The sequence below is a fragment of the Tritonibacter scottomollicae genome, from assembly GCF_003003215.1.
GTDB lineage: Bacteria > Pseudomonadota > Alphaproteobacteria > Rhodobacterales > Rhodobacteraceae > Epibacterium > Epibacterium scottomollicae.
This window is the reverse complement of sequence record NZ_PVUF01000001.1, coordinates 171,710-191,602: the sequence shown is the minus strand read 5'-3', so window position 1 is coordinate 191,602 and position 19,893 is coordinate 171,710. Positions and strand designations below refer to the sequence as shown.

At 64.4% G+C, this 19,893-nt stretch carries 19 protein-coding genes; 9 read left to right on the top strand and 10 right to left on the bottom strand.

Annotated elements, in window-relative coordinates; all coding sequences use genetic code 11:
* Positions 1-2: 2 nt before the first annotated feature.
* Positions 3-1,715: an acyl-CoA dehydrogenase gene (locus CLV89_RS00950; protein ID WP_106161621.1), complete on the bottom strand. Its 1,713-nt coding sequence runs from the start codon at positions 1,713-1,715 to the stop codon at positions 3-5.
* Between the two features lie 207 nt (positions 1,716-1,922).
* On the opposite strand from CLV89_RS00950, the gene CLV89_RS00945 reads away from it, so the two are divergent.
* Positions 1,923-2,876, top strand: coding sequence for an L-threonylcarbamoyladenylate synthase (locus CLV89_RS00945; protein WP_106162296.1), 954 nt, complete (start codon positions 1,923-1,925; stop codon positions 2,874-2,876).
* A gap of 204 nt (positions 2,877-3,080) precedes the next feature.
* Here CLV89_RS00945 and CLV89_RS00940 read toward each other — a convergent pair whose 3' ends face one another.
* Positions 3,081-3,635 (bottom strand): YqgE/AlgH family protein, encoded by a 555-nt coding sequence (locus tag CLV89_RS00940; RefSeq protein WP_165798070.1) that lies wholly within the window; start codon positions 3,633-3,635, stop codon positions 3,081-3,083.
* Positions 3,636-3,813: 178 nt separating this feature from the next.
* Between CLV89_RS00940 and CLV89_RS00935 the strand changes: the two genes are divergently transcribed.
* Together CLV89_RS00935 and CLV89_RS00930 are read left to right on the top strand one after the other, a co-directional pair.
* Positions 3,814-4,641 (top strand): protein-disulfide reductase DsbD domain-containing protein, encoded by an 828-nt coding sequence (locus CLV89_RS00935; protein ID WP_106161619.1) that lies wholly within the window; start codon positions 3,814-3,816, stop codon positions 4,639-4,641.
* A 76-nt stretch (positions 4,642-4,717) separates the two neighbouring features.
* Positions 4,718-5,209 carry an NUDIX hydrolase gene (locus CLV89_RS00930; protein WP_106161617.1) on the top strand — a complete coding sequence of 164 codons (492 nt, stop codon included), beginning with the start codon at positions 4,718-4,720 and terminating at the stop codon, positions 5,207-5,209.
* Here the strand turns inward: CLV89_RS00930 and CLV89_RS00925 are convergent.
* From CLV89_RS00925 to CLV89_RS00900, 6 genes are all read right to left on the bottom strand, one after another.
* Complete coding sequence (locus CLV89_RS00925) at positions 5,155-8,568, bottom strand: efflux RND transporter permease subunit (protein ID WP_106161615.1); 3,414 nt, start codon at positions 8,566-8,568, stop codon at positions 5,155-5,157. The two genes, CLV89_RS00930 and CLV89_RS00925, sit on opposite strands and share 55 nt — an antisense overlap.
* 76 nt (positions 8,569-8,644) lie before the next feature.
* Positions 8,645-10,105 carry an efflux RND transporter periplasmic adaptor subunit gene (locus CLV89_RS00920; RefSeq protein ID WP_106161613.1) on the bottom strand — a complete coding sequence of 487 codons (1,461 nt, stop codon included), beginning with the start codon at positions 10,103-10,105 and terminating at the stop codon, positions 8,645-8,647.
* A gap of 97 nt (positions 10,106-10,202) precedes the next feature.
* Positions 10,203-10,745: a molybdenum cofactor biosynthesis protein B gene (gene moaB / locus CLV89_RS00915; RefSeq protein ID WP_106161611.1), complete on the bottom strand. Its 543-nt coding sequence runs from the start codon at positions 10,743-10,745 to the stop codon at positions 10,203-10,205.
* A 5-nt stretch (positions 10,746-10,750) separates the two neighbouring features.
* Entirely contained in the window at positions 10,751-11,374 is a 624-nt protein-coding gene (locus CLV89_RS00910; RefSeq protein WP_106161609.1) for a LysE family translocator, read from the bottom strand.
* On the bottom strand, positions 11,371-11,970 hold the full coding sequence (locus CLV89_RS00905; protein ID WP_106161608.1) for a metallophosphoesterase family protein: 600 nt from the start codon (positions 11,968-11,970) through the stop codon (positions 11,371-11,373). Before CLV89_RS00905 ends, CLV89_RS00910 begins: the two co-directional genes overlap by 4 nt.
* A gap of 37 nt (positions 11,971-12,007) precedes the next feature.
* A complete protein-coding gene (locus CLV89_RS00900; RefSeq protein ID WP_106161606.1) occupies positions 12,008-12,775 on the bottom strand; it encodes a uracil-DNA glycosylase in 768 nt (255 codons plus the stop codon).
* Between the two features lie 176 nt (positions 12,776-12,951).
* Between CLV89_RS00900 and CLV89_RS00895 the strand changes: the two genes are divergently transcribed.
* The 6 genes from CLV89_RS00895 to CLV89_RS00870 all read left to right on the top strand — a co-directional run bounded on the left by CLV89_RS00895 (position 12,952) and on the right by CLV89_RS00870 (position 17,862).
* Positions 12,952-13,911 carry an aspartate carbamoyltransferase catalytic subunit gene (locus tag CLV89_RS00895; protein WP_106161604.1) on the top strand — a complete coding sequence of 320 codons (960 nt, stop codon included), beginning with the start codon at positions 12,952-12,954 and terminating at the stop codon, positions 13,909-13,911.
* Positions 13,912-13,914: 3 nt separating this feature from the next.
* The gene (locus tag CLV89_RS00890) at positions 13,915-14,451 is read left to right on the top strand and encodes a hypothetical protein (protein WP_106161602.1); all 537 of its coding nucleotides are present in this window, start codon (positions 13,915-13,917) and stop codon (positions 14,449-14,451) included.
* Positions 14,452-14,619: 168 nt separating this feature from the next.
* Complete coding sequence (locus CLV89_RS00885; protein ID WP_106161600.1) at positions 14,620-15,171, top strand: aspartate carbamoyltransferase catalytic subunit; 552 nt, start codon at positions 14,620-14,622, stop codon at positions 15,169-15,171.
* Complete coding sequence (gene pyrC / locus CLV89_RS00880; protein WP_106161598.1) at positions 15,172-16,485, top strand: dihydroorotase; 1,314 nt, start codon at positions 15,172-15,174, stop codon at positions 16,483-16,485.
* Complete coding sequence (plsY, locus tag CLV89_RS00875) at positions 16,485-17,105, top strand: glycerol-3-phosphate 1-O-acyltransferase PlsY (protein WP_423837288.1); 621 nt, start codon at positions 16,485-16,487, stop codon at positions 17,103-17,105. The genes pyrC and plsY overlap by 1 nt, the downstream gene beginning before the upstream one ends.
* Before the next feature lie 283 nt (positions 17,106-17,388).
* Positions 17,389-17,862, top strand: a complete 474-nt coding sequence (locus tag CLV89_RS00870; protein WP_106161596.1) for a YHS domain-containing (seleno)protein — start codon at positions 17,389-17,391, stop codon at positions 17,860-17,862.
* A gap of 103 nt (positions 17,863-17,965) precedes the next feature.
* On the opposite strand, the gene CLV89_RS00865 is transcribed toward CLV89_RS00870, so the two are convergent.
* A complete protein-coding gene (locus CLV89_RS00865; protein WP_106161594.1) occupies positions 17,966-18,220 on the bottom strand; it encodes a hypothetical protein in 255 nt (84 codons plus the stop codon).
* A gap of 237 nt (positions 18,221-18,457) precedes the next feature.
* Positions 18,458-19,828 (bottom strand): glutamate--cysteine ligase, encoded by a 1,371-nt coding sequence (locus tag CLV89_RS00860; RefSeq protein WP_106161592.1) that lies wholly within the window; start codon positions 19,826-19,828, stop codon positions 18,458-18,460.
* Positions 19,829-19,893 lie beyond the last annotated feature (65 nt).

The following is a 19,893-nucleotide window of genomic DNA, read 5'->3' as shown; positions in this document are numbered from 1 at the left end:
CCTCAGCCCGCCAGTTCTTCGGCGGTGAGGGCAAAGGCGCCTGCCGCGCCCTCTTGCGCATGCACCAGATAGGCCGCGTGCTGGGGCAGCATCCGCTTGATGTAGAAGCGCGCCAGTTTCTCGCGCGCGCCACCCTTGTCGGCGAGGGCTGCGGCCAGGTGATAGTGGCCGCCCAGAACCCGCGCGAAGGCCATCAGATAGGGCACCGCTCCGGCAAAGCGGTCCTGCATGTCCGCCTCGACCAGCCATTCGGTGGCTTCGCGCAGGGTTTCGCAGGCCTGCCAGACCGCCTCGGCCATATTGGGATGGGTGGGGCGGGCCCGTTCGGCCTGTTCCTCGATCTCGTCGATCAGCCGATGCGCCATCTCGCCGCCGTCCATCATCTTGCGCGCCACAAGATCCATGGCCTGAATGCCGTTGGTGCCCTCGTAGATCGCTGTCACGCGGACGTCGCGGTAGAACTGCGCGGCGCCGGTTTCCTCGATGAACCCCATGCCGCCATGCACCTGCACCCCCTGTTCCGCCACACGGATACCGGTTTCCGTGCCAAAGGCCTTGGCGATCGGCGTCAGGAACGCGGCGCGGGTCTTCCACTCCGCCTCGCCGGTTGCGGTGCCCATGTCGATGGCACCGGCGCAGGCCAGCATGATGGCACGCGACGCATAAACATCCGCCTTCATCTCCATCAGCATGCGGCGCACATCGGCGTGGTCGACAATGGTACCTGTTCCGCCCTCGACCGGCGTCTTGCCCTGTTTACGGTCCAACGCATAGGTCAGCGCGTGCTGATAGGCCCCTTCGGCGGCGCCGACGCCCTGCCCGCCCACGCCGAGGCGGGCGTTGTTCATCATGGTGAACATCGCCGCCATGCCACCGTATTCCTTGCCCACAAGCCAGCCGGTGGCGCCATCATATTGCATCACGCAGGTGGGAGAGCCGTGCAGGCCCATCTTGTGCTCAAGGCTGACCACCTTGAGGTCATTTGCCTTGCCGGGATTGCCGTTCTCGTCCGGAATGTACTTGGGCACCAGGAACAGCGAGATCCCCTTGGTGCCCGCCACCCCGTCCGGCAATCGCGCCAGCACCAGATGGCAGACGTTTTCGGCAAAGTCGTTGTCACCCCAGGAGATATAGATCTTCTGACCGCTGACCGCATAGGTGCCGTCACCATTCGGCTCTGCCTTAGACGAGAGCGCGCCCACGTCAGACCCTGCCTGCGGCTCCGTGAGGTTCATGGTTCCGGTCCATTCGCCGGAAATCAGCTTCGGCAGATAGACATCCTTCATCGCGTCCGAGGCGTGATGTTCCAGCGCCTCGATCTGGCCCTGGCTCATCAGGGGCGCCAGTTGCAGCGACAGGCAGGCGCCGGACATCATCTCGTTAACCGCAGTGGTCAGCGACATCGGCAACCCCATGCCACCATACTCGGGGTCTGCGCTCATGCCGACCCAGCCGCCACTCGCAATGGCCTTGTAGCCGTCACCAAACCCGGAGGAGGTCCGCAACACCCCGTTTTCCAACCGTGCCGGTTCCAGATCGCCGTTGCGCTGCAAAGGGCCCAGCACCTCGTCACACATCTTGCCCGCTTCGGTCAGGATGGCGCTGGCCACATCGGAATCTGCCTCGGCAAACCGGTCGGTGGCGGTGATCTGTTGGTAACCGAGGATATCCTGCAGCAGGAACTGATATTCGGAAACGGGGGCGCGGTAGCTCATCGGGCGGGACCTCTTGTGATCGGGCGGGCGTCTCAAACGGAGCACATCGACGGGGTGCGGAGTACCTTGGCATCCGGTCCGCTACCCGTTATCTACTGTGCCTTGGTCATTTAGGTAAACAGCTCCGGTGTCCGCGCAATCAGAACGCCGCGTCAGGAGCCATGTGACGGAGCGACCAAACGGAATATGACGCCGGGACATGCACCGATGAGCGAGACCAGAATAGAGACCGAGGCGCTGACGCCCTCGCGTGCGGGCATTGATCACGCCGCCGCACTGCTGCGGGCCGGTCAGTTGGTGGCGTTTCCGACAGAGACGGTCTACGGGCTCGGCGCCGATGCGCGCAATGGCGCGGCCGTGGCGGCGATCTATGCCACCAAGGGGCGCCCCTCGTTCAATCCGCTGATCGCCCATGTGGCAGATGTGGCGGCGGCGCAGAAGCTGGTACAATGGAATGATTGGGCCGAGGCGATGGCGGCGGCCTTCTGGCCCGGTCCGCTGACGCTGGTGCTGCCCCTGCGGGAGGGCCATGACGTGTCACCTCTGGTGACTGCCGGGCTTCAGACGCTGGCAGTGCGGGTGCCAGCCAAAGCCTGCGCACGCGACTTGCTGGCCGCAGTGGATGGTCCGGTGGCCGCACCTTCGGCCAATCCGTCGGGTCGGATCAGTCCAACCACTGCCGAGCATGTGCGGGTCGGCCTGGGCGGCAAGATCGCCGCGATCCTGGATGATGGACCCTGCGCTGTCGGCGTGGAATCCACCATCCTTGGGCTGGCGGGCGATATGCCGGTGCTGCTGCGCCCCGGTGGTCTGGCGGCGGAGGACATCAGCTCGGTGCTCGGCCACCCCGTCGCGGATCGCGATGCAATGGACCCGCTGACCGCACCGGGACAGTTGCTGTCGCATTATGCCCCAAATGCCAGCGTGCGACTGAACGCGACGGAGTACGACCCGGGCGAGGTCTCCTTGGGCTTTGGGCCCGGCATTTTTGATCTCAACCTCTCTGAAAATGGTGATCTTGCGGAGGCGGCGGCAAACCTCTTTGGTCACCTGCATGCGCTGGATGCGCGGGGCATGCCGATCGCCGTGGCGCCGGTGCCAGAGGTTGGCCTGGGCGTTGCGATCAACGACCGGCTGCGACGGGCGGCGGCCCCACGGTAGGGTTGCACCTGGAACCGCTCTTTGATGCGAGGCTCTGCCTCGCGCTCCGAGATATTTCTGAAAAGATGAAGGGGAGGATGGCTCCCGCGCCGCGCCAGCGGCGCGCGGCCCAACGGGAGTGTCTGCATTTTCAATGCAGATGCGACGGGCGGGAGCGCCCCGGCCTTGCACGCCTCAGATTTACCGTCTTGCGTCAGGGCCTGCTCAGGCGTGCCCCGCGTCCATCGACAGGTTCAGCGGCGTCACGCCGATACTGGCCAGGGCTGCCTCCCATTTGTCATCGGCGGTGTCGGTAAAGATCATCTCCGGCTGCGCATCTGCGGTGAGCCAGCCGTTCTGGGCAATCTCGTCTTCCAGCTGCCCTGGCCCCCAACCGGCATAACCAAGCATCACCAGATATTGCTCCGGGCCGCGCCCCTCGGCGATTTCCTCCAGCACATCCAGTGTGGCGGTCATCGAGACCCCCGGTTTAATCGGGAGCGAATTCACCGTGGAAATGTATTCATCGGAATGCAGCACGAACCCGCGCTGGGTTTCCACCGGGCCGCCGAAATAGACCGGCGTATTTCCTGCGGCGGGCCGCGTCTCTATCTCCAACTGGTCAAACAGCGATTTCAGAACAACACCCGGGGCGAGCTTGTTGATGATCAAGCCCATCGCCCCCTCATCCCCGTGCGAACACAGCAATACCACAGAGTTGTCAAACCGGGGATCGCCGATTCCCGGCATTGCGATCAGCAACTTACCTGTCAGTTCCATGTGACTGCCTCTGTTGCGGCGCGCGGCCTTTGCACCCAGCATGACGCGCGGAAACAGCAGTTGCAACCCTCCGCCCTGCCCCCCTTCACCGTCGCCGCCTGTCACGTTTCGGTGACATTACGGTAGCCTCGCCCGGATGTGACTTGGCTTTTACGGAGCCTCCGGCGATAGCTTTGACATGAGTGTAAATCTGCGATCTTTTCTGGCGTCTGCCGCGCTGGCGCTGGCGTCTTTGACCTCTGGCGCCGTGCCATCGATGGCCGGCAACAACTGGGACAATGTGGCGACGATCAACGTGTTGGATGGCGGCCCGACTGCGGACGGGCGCTATCTCGGTGCGTTGCATCTGCGGCTTGAAGACGGGTGGAAGACCTATTGGCGCGCGCCGGGCGATGCGGGCATTCCGCCCCAATTCCACTGGCAAGGCTCCCGGAACGTCGCCGATCTCCGCATTACATGGCCAACGCCGGAGGTTTTCCTGACCTCGGGCATGCGCACCATTGGCTATCACGACGAGTTGGTGCTGCCGATCGAGATCACGCCCAAGAGCCCCGGCAAGCCAATCCGCCTAAAGGGGCGCATGGAACTGGGCCTGTGCAAGGATGTCTGCATTCCTTCCGAATTGCGCTTTGATCACCGTGCCGATCTTGCGGCCGGGCGCCACCCGGCGATTGCCGCTGCGCTGGCGGCCCGACCATACTCCGCGTCCGAGGCAAGGGTGCGCGGTGTCACCTGCCACCTGTCGCCGACCCCCTATGGCATGAAGGTATCGGCCCGGATTTCCATGCCCTCCGCCGGCGCGGAAGAATACGCCGTGATCGAGGGCGGGGGCGCAGCCCTGGTGGCCACCGAAACCAAATCCTGGCGCGAAGGATCTGAATTGGTGGCTGAGGCAGAGCTTTTGCCTGCACGTGACGGCCCGGTTGCGGTTGACCGCTCCGCTCTGCGCTTTACGGTGCTGGGAACATCGCATGCTGTGGACATTCGGGGCTGCACATCAGGCTAAGCGTCTGAATTCATGCAGCATTGATGTCGCCGCCGCCCCCTGTTCCGACAGATTCTCGACAGAAGGCCTCGTCCAGATGACCAAAACCCCCACGGCCCCGCCACGTCGCCCGATCCTTGGTGCCCTTGGGGTGGTTTGTGCGCATGTAGAGGGGGAGGATTGCGTGATCCTCGTGAAGCGCAGGAACCCGCCAAACGCAGGTACATGGGGCTTTCCCGGCGGCCATGTGGAGCTGGGCGAGACTGCCGCCGAGGCCGCGGCGCGGGAGTTGCAGGAAGAAACCGGCGTGATCGCAGAGCCAGGCGCGCAGCTGATAACCTTGGATGTGATTCCACGCGATGCGGATGGTGTGGTTGGCGGGCAGTACTTCCTGGTGGCAACGCTGTGTCATTATGTGTCCGGCCAGCCGGTGCCCGATGATGACGCGCTGGAGGCCCGCTGGGTGCCAGTGGCGCGGATCGAGGCGCTTGGTCTTGACCTTCTGGACCGGGTGGCGGAACTGGCGCGGCTGGCTCAGGCGCGCTGGCGCCAGGAGCCGCGCAGCGCCCCCATCGCACCGATCACATAGGTCAAGATCGACAGCACCGCAAAACCAAGCAGACAGAGCACGAGCGCCGCGCGGACCGGTTCCATATCGGCCAGGTCCGGCAGCATCTGCCGGAACGCTGCAGGCAGGATGCCGGTGGCCATGGTCTGGCCCAGCGTCACCGCCAGCCAGCCGAGATGCGCCACGCCACTCAGCCCCATCAGCAACCGCAGACGACGCGCGCCCGCGTGCTGCCCCGCCGCCAGCGCCCTTTTCAGCGAGTGGATCGGGCGGGAGATATCCGCCTGGATCGCCACCAACGCCGGCACCACCAGCAGCACCAGGAACATGCCAAAGCCAAGGCCATAGACCAGCGTGATCACCGTAGGCTTCAGGAACTGCGCCTGTTGCGAGGATTCGTACATCAGGGGAGCCAGCCCCAATACCGTGGTCAGGGTGGTGAGCATCACGGGACGCAGCCGGTCCGCCGCGCCGTCGATGATAGAGGGCACCAGCCCGCGTTCTGTGGCGTATTCGTCGATGGTGGAGACCAGCACGATCGAGTCGTTGATGATGATGCCGGTCATGCCCAACAGCCCCACCACCGTGAACATACTCATCGGCAGCTCCCACAGGTGATGCCCCCAGATGGTGCCGACCAGGCCGAAGGGAATAATCGCCATCACCACCACGGGCCGAGTCCAGCTGGAGAAAACCCAGCACAGCACCAGGTAGATCCCTGCCATGCAAAGCACGAAACCGTTGCGCGCATCGGTGAGGAACTCGTCCTCCTGTTCGCTGAGGCCGGAGAGACGGGTTTCGACCTGCCGCTCCTCGGCGATCTTGGGCAGGATCTCGGTTTGCAGAGCAGTCATGATGGCCTCGGCCTGCACCGGATCATCCTCGGAGATGTCGCCGGTCACCGAGATCAGCCGCACGCCGTTTTCGCGCCTGACGGTCGAAAACCCGGTGCGCTGGCTGACGGTGACGATATCGGCCAGCGGCACATAGATGCCTGAGGGCGCGCGCATCTGCGTGCGACCGAGGAAATCCGCCGTCAGCTCTCCCTCCGGCAGCTCCACCCGGATCTGGGCGGAGCGCGGCCCGTCGGGATAGGTGGCGGCCTCGATCCCGTTGAGCCGGCGACGCAATGCCTGACCGAGGCTTTCGATGGTGAAGTTCAGCGCCTGCCCCTGCGGGGTCAGGTCGAGCACCAGCTCCTCCTTGTCATAGGCGAGGTTGTCCTCCACCGCCGAGACCTCAGGATAGCGGGTCATGGCGGTCTTGAGATCCTCGGCCGCCGCCTTCAGCGTGGTGACATCGGCGCCGTAGAACTGCACATCGAGCGCATCGCCGCCGGGACCGGAGCGCCAACCGCGGAAGGAGACCACCTCGGTCAGGGGCAGTTGCACCACCCGTTCCTGCAGCTCGCCCACAAAGGCAAAGCTGGAATAGGGCCGCAGATCGGCGTCGATCAGTTCGATCGCAATGCCGCCCAGCAGGTCACGGTCCTTGGTATCGGTGCCTGCAAGACCGCGACCGGTGTTGCCACCGACCTCCGCCATCACAAAATCCACCGGATTGCGGCCATGGCGTTCCTCGTACTCGGCGCCCAGCTCCTCCACCGCGCGCTGGAACTCGCGCATTTGCGCCAGCGTGTCGGCGCGGGTGGCCCCTTCGACCATGGCAAAGTTACCCGAAACAGAGGCGCGTTCCGGCGCGTTGAAGAACCGCCAGGTGACATCGCCCTTGATGAACAGCGCCATCTGGCTGGCCAGCAGCACAAATGCCCCGGCAACCACCACGTAGCGGGCACGCACCACCCCCACCATCAGCGGGCGGAACAGCCGGTCGCGGCACCAGCGAAAGCCCCGGTTCACCACGCGGTTCGGCGCGTCGTACCAATGCTGCTCTTGCGTGTGGGTCAGCGCGTGGGCCATGTGGTGGGGCAGGATCAGGAAACATTCCATCAGGCTCGCGGCCAGCACCGCGATCACGGTGAACGGAATGTCGGCGATCAGCTCGCCAAAGCGCCCCCCGATCGACACCAGCCCAAAAAACGCGATGACGGTGGTCAGCGTGGCGGCAAACACCGGCATTGCCATGCGCCGGGCGGCATTTTCCGCAGCGACCATCGGCGGCTCGCCCAATCGGCGGGCGCGGAAATCGGCGTGTTCGCCCACCACGATGGCGTCATCCACCACGATCCCCAGCGTGATGATGAGACCGAAGAGCGAGATCATGTTGATCGTCAGCCCGCCGAGATACATCAGCGCAATGGCGGCAAACATCGCCGCCGGAATACCAGCCGCCACCCAGAAGGCGATGCGCGCATTCAGAAACAGGAACAGCAGGATCAGCACCAGCCCGAGCCCCATCAACCCGTTGTCGACAAGGATGTCGAGCCGCCCGGTGATTGCCTCGGCGCGGGTGCGGATCAGGGACACCTCGACCCCTTGCGGTAGCGACAGGTTCATGTCGGCCACCACCTCTTCGACCTGGCGTTGGATGTTGATCGCGTCGCCCTTGTCTGAGCGGTCCACACGGATCGACATGGCGCGGTTTTCGCCGACGAAATAGCTGCGCTGACGGTCCACGCCTTCAACCCGGATCGAGGCCACATCGCCAATGGTCAGTGCCGAGCCATCCGCCTCCGAGCGCAGCACCACCGCCTCCAGTTCCTCGGGCGTGCGTTTCTGGGTGCCGGTGCGCACGCGGGCATTGGCGCCCTCAACCTCGCCCGCCGGATTGATCTCCACCTCGGCGGCGATCACTGATGCGATCTCGGCCATGGTGATGTCATGGGCAATGAGCTGGCTGGAGGGCACCTCGACGATGGTGCGCGGCGCGGCAACGCCACGAATGGTGGTGCGGGTGACGCCCACCTCAAAGAGCCGCAGGATCAGCTCGTCCGCCAAAAGCCCCAGTTGCTGCGCGCCAACCGGGCCGGTGATGACAATATCGGTAACCCGGTCACGCCAGATTGCGCGTTCAACCTCCGGGTCCTCGGCGTCCTCGGGCAGGGTGGTGACCGCATCGACCGCGTTCTGCACGTCATCGGTGGCGCGGGCCATATCCCAGCCCGGCTCGAAGTCGATGTCGATCACCGCGCGCCCCTCGCGGGAGGAGGATTGCGTCTCCTCAACCCCGTCGACGGCCAGTAGCGCTGGTTCCAGTACCTGCACGATGGCGCTGTCCACATCCTCGGGACCGGCGCCCTCCCAGACCACGCTGACATCGACGGATTCGACGATCACATCGGGAAAGAACTGTGCCCGCATGTTGGGGATTGCCGCCGCGCCGAGGATCAGCAGCAGCATCAGCAGCAGGTTCGCCGCCGTGCGGTGGCGGGTGAAGTAGCTCAGGATACCGCTGGCCTTCTGGATCGGAGACGTCGCCATGAGAAATCACCTGTGGCTGTCGCGCCGCAGCTTCAGCGCGGCGGGCGGGACGATGTAATGGGGCGAAGGCCGGGCCTCAGCCCCCCTTGTTCTGTTCGATGCGAGACACCAGCGTCGCAGGGACGCGGGACTGGTCGAGCTGTGCCAGCATGCGGGTTTTCACTTCGCGAGGCATGCGGCCATTGTCGGTCACCATGGCCTTCAGGCGGGCGCGGCGTTCCTCGGTCAACTCGATCAGGGTCGGCTCGGTGATTGCGGCATTGTCGGCACCCTGGGACAGTGGCCGCACCTTGATGCCCGCGCCCAGGAGCGGCGTGCGCCCGGTCACCACCTGCCTGCCCGCAAGACCCTCGCCCCGCACGAGGACATCATCCCCCTGACGGCGCACCAGCTCCACCTGCAGCTCTTCCAGCCGGTCATCCGGGCCAAGTGCCAGCACCGTCCGGCGTGAATCCATCGCAGAGGCGGGCAGACGTGCAAGACCGGGAATGGCCGGTTCGCGCACGGTGACGGTAACAAAATCGCCGGGTTTGAAACCGGCGGCCTTGTCCATCCGGGCATAGATCAACCGCCCGGACTGACCATCCCCGACCGCCCCGCTGGCGCGCGCCAGCGTGCCTTCTGCACTGATCCCCGCACCTGCCGCATCCAGCGTTACCGTGACCTCCGCCGGGATCAGACCGCCCGCTTCATCCAGCAGCCGCGCGTATTGAGTGGTGGAGACGCGAAAGGCGACCTCCAGCCGGTCCGGGTCCACCAGCTGCGCCAGGATCTCGTTGGCGGAGACCAGACGGCCCTCCACCAGCGTCACAGATTGCAAAGTTCCGGTGAACGGCGCGGTGACGGTGGTGTCCTCGAAATCGCGCTGCGCCTCGTCGAGCGCAATCTGTGCGCGTGCGACCGACGTCTGGGCCTGATCCACCCGCGCCTCGGCCTGGCTGACGGCTTGGCGGCGAGTCAACACGGATTGGCGGGCCTGCGTGGCGGTCAGCTCCGCCGCCTCCACCAGCGCTTCGGTCCCGACGCCACGGGTTTTCAGGTCTACCTGACGCTGATAGGCGCGCTGCTGCAGCTCCGCCTGCATCTGGGCTGTTTCCAGTTCGTCCATCGCAAGGCCCAGGGCCCGCCCGGCATCTCGGCTTTCGGCCTGTGCGTCCATTCGGTCCGCCTCGGCCCGCTCCAGCGCAGCACGGGCATCCGCCTTGTCGATTTCCACCAGAATATCGCCTGCGGACACTCTGCCGCCGTCTTGAAACCCATCCGCCAGCCCGATCACCCGACCGGACACGGCCGACCGCAGCTCCAGCGTGCGGCGGCTTTCGACACGGCCAAACCCCACCAACTCTGGACGTTCTGATCCCAATGTCGCAGTGACCACATTGACCGCAAAAACACGCTCGCGCGCGGGCGGTGCGCGGCGTTCCTCGGACAGGCTCTGCTGCACGGCGGATGTGATCATCTGCACCGCGAACAGCGCCAGCGCTGCCGCCAGGCCGAGCAGGAACAATCCCATCACGCTATGTCGCAGAAATCGCATAGAAAATCCTCTTACGTTCGCCTTGGCCTGAGGTCACGGAGCCACATGCGACCATAGCACGGTTTGTCTATACTACGTCTTTATACGTGCCACCGGATCACTTCCGTCGCAAATGTTCGCCAAGCCTGGGCATTATTTCGACGAAATTACAGGGACGGTGACGGAAATCGAGCTGTTTGAGCAGGATCTCGTCCCAGGCGTCTTTGCAGGCGCCGGGGCTGCCGGGCAACGCAAAGAGATAGGTGCACTGTGAGACGCCCCCCGTGGCACGGCTTTGCACCGCCGAGGTGCCGATTTTCTGCATCGACACGATGGTGAACACGGTGCCAAAGGCATCGATTTCCTTCTCATAGACATCGCGGTGCGCCTCCACGGTCACATCGCGCCCTGTCAGCCCGGTGCCGCCGGTGGATATCACCACATCAACCTGCGGGTCAGCGCACCAAGCGCGCAGCTGGCCTGCGATCTCGTCCCGCTCGTCCGGCAGGATCTGGCGATCTGCAAGGCTGTGGCCCGCTGCCTGCAGCCGGTCCACCAACACCTGACCGGAGCGATCCTCGTCAAGACTGCGGCTGTCGGAAACGGTGAGAATGGCAATACGGACCGGGATGAAGTCCTTGCTGTCGTCGATACGGGACATGGCTGTCAGGCCCTTTCCAAGAACGCGAGCCTCAGGGCGAGGCCTGCAAATATGCCGCCGGTGATGCGGCTCATCCAGCGCGCGGCAGCGCCACCGCCAGAAAACAGGCTGCGGGCGCGGCCGGCAAAGACACCCACGCCGCCGTTGATCAGCACGCCGCCCGATCCGATGATGGCCCCGAAGATCAGAAACTGCCCCAGAACCGATCCGGCCTCGGGGTGGATAAATTGCGGCACGAAGGCCAGCACAAACAGGATCACCTTCGGATTGGTGAGGCTGACCATCAACCCGGCGCGGAATGCACGTCTGGCGGGCACCGCCTGCCCCGGGGTCTCGGCTCCACCCGGATGCATGATCGCACCCCACGCCAGATAAAGAAGATAGGCCACACCGACCCAGCGGATGATGTCGAACAACCCCGGTTGCGTCGCGACCACGGCGGCCACCCCAAGACCCGCCAGCGCCACATGCACCATGCCGCCCGCCGCCACGCCGAGACTGGCGGCCACGGCCGGGCGCGGGCCGGATTTCAACCCCTGACCCAGGCAGAACATCATGTCCGCGCCGGGGGTAATATTGAGCGCGAGGGCCGCCGGGACGAAAGCCACCAGCGTCGATAGCGCGATCATGGCGCAACCTCGAACCAGTTCGGCGTCGGGCCGAGGTTGGCGCATTGCGTGGCACCGATCTGGCCGCGATACCCCCAGCAGTCGTGCACATGGCCATAGACAGCCAGCTTGGGCTGCAGAGTCTCGATGGCCGCGCGAATGCTGTCGGACCCGATCGAAAGCCCCGCAGAGGTGGTATCGCCCGCCCCTTTGGGCGGCGAGTGGGTCACCAACAGGTCGATCTCGCCCGCCTGCGCCAGTTCGCGCGCCGCCGCCCGGTCCGACAGATCAAAGGACCAGTCGCCAAAGGGCGTTTCCGGAATACCGCCACCAAGGCCAAAGATCCGCAGCCCCTCCAACTCGGCGCCCTGCCCGTGCAGAACGGTCATCGAGGCCAGCGCACAGCCGCGCAGCTCCTCGGCGCTTTCGGCATTGCCGGGCACCACCACCATCGGTGCGGCGATGCCAGCCAGCATCTCCATCGCACGTGGCAACCCCTGCCGCGTGTTGCAAAAATCCCCGGCGCCGATCACCAGATCAGCCTCGACACTGGCCGAGACCAGATCGGCGGCCAGCTCCTCCACCAGATGCAGGTCGGAAAACGCGAGGATTTTCATGGGCGTGGGTCCTTTTCTAGGGATAGGGCCGCAAGGATCAGTTCAGACTGTTGAGACGGGCGCGCAACTCCAGCAGATCCGCCCAGGCCTGCCGCTTTGCCGGTGCTTGCCGCAGCAGGTAGGCGGGGTGGAACATCGGCAACACCGGCTTGCCCCAGGCCTCAGCCCAAGTGCCGCGCAGACGGGTGATGCCACGTTTGCCCAGCACTGCCTGACAGGAGATATTGCCCATCAAAACGAGCACATCCGGCTGCGCCAAGGCCACGTGACGCTCGACGAAGGGCACCAGCATGGCGATTTCCGCTGGCAGCGGGTCGCGGTTCTGCGGCGGCCGCCAGGGCAGCACATTTGTGATATAGACGTTCTTGTCACGGCTGAGGTCGATGGCCGCCAGCATCTTGTCCAAAAGCTGCCCGGCACTTCCCACGAAGGGCTTGCCCTCCAGATCCTCGTCCCGCCCCGGCGCCTCGCCGATGATCATCACCCGCGCGCCTGCCTGACCGTCCGCAAACACCAGATTGCGCGCGCCGCGCTTCAGGTCGCAATGCTCGAACGCCTCCATCGCCGCGCGCAGGCTGGGCAGCGCATCTGCGACGCGCGCGGCCTTGGTTGCCTCGGCAATCGGGTCGATCTTCTTTGGCCGCACCGGAGGGGGCGGCGCATCGCTGGCGCGCGCAGGCTTGGGTTTTTGATCCTGCAACCCGTAGCGATCAATGGGCGCGTCAAGCATGGCCTCGGTAGCGCCAAGCTCCACCTGCCAATCCAAAAGCGCCTTGGCGCCCCAATAATCCAGCTCCGATTCCATCCGGCTACAGTAGCCCCCTGCGTCACAAAGGAAAACGCCCCTTTAACGCTTTCAGCTTCCTGCAAATATCCAAATCCCGCCCTCTGCCACACTCCGCGCTGGTCGGCGAGCGCGCCCACCGCTTGCCCCAAAAGCGCCGCCCTCCTATAAGGGCCGAAACAGCGCGGAGTTCGCCCATGCAGCCCCCCTCTTTCGACCAGCCCCACCTCCTCGGGATAGAGCCGCTTCGCCCGCATGAGATCACCGCCATTCTGGATCTGGCCGATGATTACGTGACGCTGAACCGCCAGACGGAAAAGCACTCTGATGCGCTGGCGGGGCTTACCCAGGTCAATATGTTCTTCGAGAACTCCACCCGCACGCAGGCCAGTTTCGAGCTGGCGGGAAAACGTCTTGGCGCCGATGTGATGAACATGGCGATGCAGGCCTCCTCGATCAAAAAGGGCGAAACGCTGATCGATACGGCGATGACGCTGAATGCGATGCACCCGGATCTGCTGGTGGTGCGCCATCCGCATTCCGGCGCGGTGGATCTGTTGGCGCAGAAGGTGAACTGCGCGGTACTGAACGCCGGCGATGGCCGCCATGAGCACCCGACCCAGGCCCTGCTGGATGCGCTGACGATCCGGCGCGCCAAGGGGCGGCTGCACCGGCTCAATATCGCCATCTGCGGTGATATTGCGCACAGCCGTGTGGCGCGCTCGAACCTGATCCTGCTGGGCAAGATGGAGAACCGCATCCGCCTGATCGGCCCGCCGACGCTGGTGCCGCAGCAATTTGCCGAATTCGGCGCGGAGATCTACGACGACATGCACGAGGGCCTGAAGGACGTCGATGTGGTCATGATGCTGCGCCTGCAAAAGGAACGGATGGACGGCGGCTTCATTCCGTCGGAACGCGAGTATTTCTACCGCTACGGTCTGGATGCCGACAAGCTGGCACAGGCCAAACCCGACGCTATCGTCATGCACCCCGGCCCGATGAATCGCGGTGTCGAGATCGACGGCACCATCGCCGACGACATCAAACGCTCCGTTATTCAAGAGCAGGTGGAAATGGGCGTCGCCGTACGCATGGCCGCGATGGACCTGCTGGCCCGCAACCTGCGCAGTGCCCGGCAGGCGGAGGCCTCCTGAGCGATGGTGGATGTGATCGAAATCCCGAAAGGCGCGCGCGATCAGGTGCTGGTCTTTGCCCTCGACATGCCCGCCGAGCAGGCCCGGTTCCTGCGCGAAGAAGACGGTGCGCTGGCGCAGGTGCTGGGCCTTGCGGAGGTCGACATGGAGCAGGCCGAAATCTTCCCGGTTGAGGATCTCGAAGGGCTGGGATTGCTGGGATATCTGCGCGAGGGGCTCGGCGTGCCCGAGGCGGATCTGTCCGAGCATGGCATGGCCCTGGACGGGATCACGGGCTGGGTGCTGGTGCTGCGCGCTCGCGCGTTTGATGGCGCGGAGACCCGGCTGACCCCGGCCGACAGCCTGACACTGGTGGCGCGTCTTGGGGAATCCCGGACCGACTGGAGCGCAGGAACGTCGCTGCGAAGTGACGCCGCCCAACCCAAGCTGCGCGTCGCCCCGCGTGAGGCCCGCAACCGGGCCCGGCGTATAGGCAGTACGCTTTTTGCAATCGTGATGGGACTGTTGCTTGCGCTGGTTCTTTTTCTTCTGCTTCGGTGAGGCGGAGATGACTGATACCAGCTCGGCCTCCTGCGACCATGCCATCATATATCGCCGGTTATTTTTCTCAGACCTAATGCCGCCCCCCCGGAGGCGTCTGGGCACTGGTGTCTCCCAGCTCCAGGCCCGCCTGATCGGTCGCCTTGCGGCTTTTGGGGGAGGCTTTTGATGACGGCGCGCGATGGATGGGACGGCATTCTTGAGCCGGGCGAAACCGTTCTTTGGCAGGGACAGCCGGTGCCCGGTTTCACACTGACCGCGCGCACCATCACGATGTTCGTCTTTGGATTGGTCTTCTCAGGCAGCGCCTGGTTCCTGATCACGATCATGGTATCTATGGACGAGGTGCTTTTGTGGATGCTCGGGCTGCCTTTCCTCGCTGCCGGGCTCAGTATGATTGCGGGCGCGACTGTTTGGCCGCCCTATCTGCAAAAATACACTTGGTACACGCTGACCCAGAAACGCGCCATGATCGCAACCGCGGTTCCGCTTTTGGACAGACGGCTGGACACGTACCCCATATCAACGGAAAACGAGATTGCGCTTGTCGATGGCGCTCTGCAAACAGTGTACTTCGCCACCGGGGTCGATAGACGCGATGGTCAAGAGGTATCGTTTAAAATCGGGTTTGAACGCATTTCCGACGGCCATAAGGTCTACCGGCTCTTGTGCGATATTCAGGCGAAGGCTCAATACCCGCGACAACGGAGAAACCGATAGATGTCCACTCTCTTCATCAATGCGCGCCTGATCGATCCAGAGGCGGGGACAGATGATCTTGGCAGCCTTCTCACACGGCACGGCCAGATCGTTGCCCGGACCAACGGCGACGAGGGTGTGGAGACGATCCTCGCCGCCCATGGCCTCGCGGCGGCTGATGTGCAGGTCGTGGACTGCGGCGGCAAGTGCCTTGCACCGGGGATCGTCGATATTGGCGTCAAGGTCTGCGAGCCGGGCGAGCGGCACAAGGAAAGCTACAAATCCGCAGGGCTTGCGGCGGCGGCAGGCGGCGTCACCACCATCGTGACCCGTCCCGACACCACCCCGTGCATCGACAGCCCCGAGACGCTGGAGTTCGTCACCCGCCGCGCTCAGGTCGACGCGCCGGTGAACGTGCTGCCGATGGCCGCCCTGACCAAGGGCCGCGACGGGCGCGAGATGACCGAGATCGGCCTGCTGATGGATGCAGGTGCCGTGGCCTTTACCGACTGCGATCATGTGGTGACCAGCACCAAGGTGTTCTCGCGCGCGCTGACCTATGCGCGCAGCCTCGGCGCGCTGGTCATGGCCCACCCGCAGGAGCCGGGCCTGTCGGCAGGCGCCGCCGCGACCTCCGGCAAGTTCGCCGCCCTCCGGGGGCTGCCCTCGGTGTCGCCGATGGCCGAACGCATGGGGCTGGACCGCGACATCGCATTGCTGGAGATGACCGGCGCCGCCTACCATGCCGACCAGATCACCACCGCCCGCGCCTTGCCCGCGCTGGAACGGGCCAAGGTCAACGGGCTCGACATCACCGCTGGCACCTCAATCCACCATCTGACCCTGAACGAGCTGGACGTGGCCGACTACCGCACCTTCTTCAAGGTGAAGCCGCCCTTGCGCTCCGAAGACGACCGCCTTGCGGTGGTCGAGGCGGTGCGCACCGGATTGGTCGATGTGATCTCCTCGATGCACACGCCGCAGGACGAAGAGAGCAAGCGCCTGCCGTTTGAAGAAGCCGCCGCCGGTGCGGTGGCGCTGGAAACGCTGCTGCCGGCGGCCCTGCGGCTCTATCATGCGGAGCTTTTGGACCTGCCGACCCTGTTCCGCGCCATGTCGCTGAACCCGGCCAAGCGACTTGGCCTTGCCTCCGGGCGTCTGAGCGACGGCGCGCCTGCGGACCTGGTGCTGTTTGACCCCGACGCGCCGCTGGTGCTGGACCGGTTCAAGTTGCAGTCGAAATCCAAGAACACGCCCTTTGACACCCAGCGTCTGCAGGGGCGGGTGTTGGCGACCTATGTTGCGGGTGAACCCGTCTACCGAAAGGACAACTGATGCTGCCCGTGATCGAGACCGCCCTGCCGCTCCTGCTCCTATGGGGCGCCCTCGGCTATCTTCTCGGCTCCATCCCCTTTGGCATGGTGGTCACCAAGGCCTTTGGGCTTGGCAACCTGCGCGAGATCGGATCGGGCAATATTGGCACCACCAATGTGCTGCGCACCGGCAGCAAGGCAGCGGCGGCGGCAACGCTGATCCTCGATGGCGGCAAGGGCGCCGTGGCAGTCCTGCTGGCGCGCGCGCTGGCCGGAGATCTGGCGGGCGAGGATGCGGCACAGCTGGCCGGGCTTCTGGCCTTTGTTGGCCATTGCTTTCCGGTCTGGCTCGGATTCAAAGGCGGCAAGGGCGTGGCGACCTTCCTCGGGCTGATGCTGGCGCTGGCCTGGCCTGTCGGTATCGCCTGCTGTTTGACATGGCTGGCCATGGCGCTGCTGCGCCGGATGTCCTCGCTGGCGGCGCTGACAGCGGCGGTGAGCGCTCCGCTGTGGTGTCTGGTGCTCGGCTACCAGCCTGTCATATTGCTCGCCGTTGCTCTCGCGGCGGTGATCCTGTGGCGCCACAAGGACAATATCGCCCGGCTGCGCGCTGGCACCGAGCCAAAGATCGGTCAGAAGTAGCGCGACCCGAATCCCGAACAACCTGTTGAATTCAAACGCCCCGCCCCATCCGGCGGGGCGTTTCACATTTGGCTCACGCGATCGTTTCACCGCACCTGCGCAGGGGTATTCCGCATTTCTGCACAGACAAAAGGAGTTGTTTTGCATGTGATGCGCGGCCTCCCCAGATCAGCATCGTGGCGGCACTCACCCACCACACCAAGTCCGGATTTCGAACATCTGTTCATAGTCCCCCTCCACACCGGGTGCATTTTCGCCCGGGCTGATTGAAAGGTTCAAACCGATGACCAAGACCACTTCTTTCCTGGGCGGAATCGCCCTCTCCGTTGCCCTGGCAACCTCCGCACTGGCAGCAGGTGTCGAGATCAACGCCTCCTCCACCGGCCTCGCGATGCAGGGCTACGACCCGGTGGCCTATTTCACCGAAGGCGAGGCAAACAAGGGCAGCTACAAGTTGACCACCACCCATGACGAGGCCACATATTGGTTTGCCTCCGAAGAGAACAAGGCGCTGTTCGAGGCCAACCCGGAGGCCTATGTCCCGGCCTATGGCGGCTATTGCGCCTTTGGTGCCGCGATGGGCTTCAAGTTCGATGGCGACCCGAACCAGTGGAAGATCGTCGATGACGTGCTGTATCTGAACCTGTCCAAGGACATTCAGGAACGCTGGGTCACCGACATCCCGGGCTACATCGAGAAGGCCGATGTGAACTGGGACGAAATCGAAGGTGCCGAACCGGCCGAACTGCTGCAGTAATTGCTGCCCGCCACTCACGGCTCACAAATAAAAACCGGCGGCAGAGATTTCTGCCGCCGGTTTGTCGTTTGGATCTCAGGTGCCGCACCGCGCGGGATGCGGCTTACTTTGCGGCCAGACGCTCGACCGCTTCGGCCGTGCGCTTGGTGTTGTTGTAGATCCCCAGCGCCAGATACAGCGAACCGCCGATCAGGATGACGTAGAGCGAGCCGCCGACCAGCACCAGAAGCGCCGGCAGCAGACCACCACCCATCGGCTCCAACAGGGCGAAAACCGCGCCCACCGCCACCGCGAGCAGCAGCAGCACAACAACAAGACCAACAAGTTTTTCAAATGCAGAGATAAAGAAATTGCCCATGACAGTACCTTTCGGAGCGTGTGAAGACGCGCGTTTAAGGCGCCGGTGAACAGCGGGCAAGCGCAGGCTGCGGGGAAAGATCCGCCGCGCGCATCAGGATCGCAACCTGCGCGCCAGCCAGCCTCACGGCGCCCACACGCCTCGCGGGCGCCGCACATCCGCCGCGCGCAGCAAAAAGGGGCGTCTCAGCGGCGCCCCCTTCTCGGTCTGACTGCGCGGTCCGGCTGACGCGGTCCCTCAGTAGCTGTAGTCGGCGTAGATGCGGCTCAGATCGCCGTTCCAGTCACCGTTGTAACGCTCGAGCAGCTCGTCCGCCGGGACCTTGCCGCTCTCGACACTCTCCTTCAGCGCATTGAGGAAATGGGTCTCGTCCGGCACCAGTCCACCGGCCCCCTGACGGGCCCGCGCCTTGAGGCCGCCCTCTGCGATGGCGAGCACCTCCCGGGCCAGGTCGTGCATTTTCACATCGCCGACCTCGGCCTGAAGCCCGCCGATGGCGGCCTGCACGCGCAGCGCCTCGCGGGTCTCCGCATCCCAGCCCTTGACCAGATCCCAGGCCGCATCCAGTGCGCTCTGGTCATACATCAGACCGACCCAGAACGCCGGCAGCGCACAGAGCCTGCGCCAGGGGCCACCATCGGCGCCGCGCATCTCCATGTATTTCTTGATCCGCGCCTCCGGAAAGGCGGTGGTCAGGTGATCGGCCCAATCGCTCAGCGTCGGGGTTTCACCCGGCAGCGCCGGCAGCTGGCCTTTCAGGAAATCGCGGAAGGACTGGCCCAGCGCGTCGATGTATTTGCCATCGCGATAGACAAAATACATCGGCACATCGAGCGCATAGTCGGCGTAGCGCTCGAACCCCATGCCGTCCTCAAAGACAAACGGCAGCATGCCGGTGCGGGCATCATCCAGATGCCGCCAGATGTGGCTGCGCCAGGATTTCATGCCGTTGGGCTTGCCCTCGAAGAAAGGCGAATTGGCAAAGAGCGCCGTGGCCACCGGCTGTAGCGCAAGCGCCACGCGCAGTTTCTGCACCATGTCCGCCTCGGAGGCGAAATCGAGGTTCACCTGCACCGTGCAGGTGCGGCGCATCATCGACCGCCCCATGGTGCCGACGCGCTCCATGTAGTCGTTCATCAGCTTGTAGCGCCCCTTGGGCATCAGCGGCATTTCGTCATGCTGCCAGATCGGAGCCGCGCCCAGACCGATGAAGCCGACACCGATCTCATCGGCGATGTCCTTCACCTCGCGCAGGTGAGTGTTCACCTCGTCACAGGTCTCGTGAATGGTCTCCAGCGGTGCGCCCGACAGTTCAAGCGCGCCACCCGGCTCCAGGCTGACATTGCCCATACCCTTGGTCAGGCCAATCAGCTTGTCGCCCTCGGTGACCGGATCCCAGCCATGACGGTCGCGCAGGCCTTCCAGCACGGCCTGGATGGAGCGTTTCCCCGCATAGGGCAGCGGCGCCAGCGTGTCCTTGCAGTAGCCGAATTTCTCGTGCTCGGTGCCGATGCGCCAGTCATCGCTGGGCTTGCAGCCAGCTTCCATATATTCCGCCAGCTGCGCATGGCTTTTGATCGGTCCGCCGCCGGACTGGGGAATGGACATGGGTAGGCCCCCTTCGTAGGTCGCCGCCAAAGGCAGGCGTGGCATTTCTGACAAAGGGCCCGAAG

Excerpts from the sequence above, each read along its gene's own strand:
- CLV89_RS00900 (WP_106161606.1), bottom strand. The coding sequence starts at position 12,775 with ATGGAATCGGAGCTGGATTATTGGGGCGCCAAGGCGCTTTTGGATTGG.
- plsY (WP_423837288.1), top strand. The coding sequence starts at position 16,485 with ATGCTGCCCGTGATCGAGACCGCCCTGCCGCTCCTGCTCCTATGGGGC.
- CLV89_RS00950 (WP_106161621.1), bottom strand. The coding sequence starts at position 1,715 with ATGAGCTACCGCGCCCCCGTTTCCGAATATCAGTTCCTGCTGCAGGAT.
- CLV89_RS00945 (WP_106162296.1), top strand. The coding sequence starts at position 1,923 with ATGAGCGAGACCAGAATAGAGACCGAGGCGCTGACGCCCTCGCGTGCG.
- moaB (WP_106161611.1), bottom strand. The coding sequence starts at position 10,745 with ATGTCCCGTATCGACGACAGCAAGGACTTCATCCCGGTCCGTATTGCC.
- CLV89_RS00930 (WP_106161617.1), top strand. The coding sequence starts at position 4,718 with ATGACCAAAACCCCCACGGCCCCGCCACGTCGCCCGATCCTTGGTGCC.
- CLV89_RS00935 (WP_106161619.1), top strand. The coding sequence starts at position 3,814 with ATGAGTGTAAATCTGCGATCTTTTCTGGCGTCTGCCGCGCTGGCGCTG.
- CLV89_RS00920 (WP_106161613.1), bottom strand. The coding sequence starts at position 10,105 with ATGCGATTTCTGCGACATAGCGTGATGGGATTGTTCCTGCTCGGCCTG.
- CLV89_RS00870 (WP_106161596.1), top strand. The coding sequence starts at position 17,389 with ATGACCAAGACCACTTCTTTCCTGGGCGGAATCGCCCTCTCCGTTGCC.
- pyrC (WP_106161598.1), top strand. The coding sequence starts at position 15,172 with ATGTCCACTCTCTTCATCAATGCGCGCCTGATCGATCCAGAGGCGGGG.
- CLV89_RS00905 (WP_106161608.1), bottom strand. The coding sequence starts at position 11,970 with ATGAAAATCCTCGCGTTTTCCGACCTGCATCTGGTGGAGGAGCTGGCC.
- CLV89_RS00885 (WP_106161600.1), top strand. The coding sequence starts at position 14,620 with ATGACGGCGCGCGATGGATGGGACGGCATTCTTGAGCCGGGCGAAACC.
- CLV89_RS00910 (WP_106161609.1), bottom strand. The coding sequence starts at position 11,374 with ATGATCGCGCTATCGACGCTGGTGGCTTTCGTCCCGGCGGCCCTCGCG.
- CLV89_RS00940 (WP_165798070.1), bottom strand. The coding sequence starts at position 3,635 with ATGGAACTGACAGGTAAGTTGCTGATCGCAATGCCGGGAATCGGCGAT.
- CLV89_RS00865 (WP_106161594.1), bottom strand. The coding sequence starts at position 18,220 with ATGGGCAATTTCTTTATCTCTGCATTTGAAAAACTTGTTGGTCTTGTT.
- CLV89_RS00925 (WP_106161615.1), bottom strand. The coding sequence starts at position 8,568 with ATGGCGACGTCTCCGATCCAGAAGGCCAGCGGTATCCTGAGCTACTTC.
- CLV89_RS00895 (WP_106161604.1), top strand. The coding sequence starts at position 12,952 with ATGCAGCCCCCCTCTTTCGACCAGCCCCACCTCCTCGGGATAGAGCCG.
- CLV89_RS00860 (WP_106161592.1), bottom strand. The coding sequence starts at position 19,828 with ATGTCCATTCCCCAGTCCGGCGGCGGACCGATCAAAAGCCATGCGCAG.
- CLV89_RS00890 (WP_106161602.1), top strand. The coding sequence starts at position 13,915 with ATGGTGGATGTGATCGAAATCCCGAAAGGCGCGCGCGATCAGGTGCTG.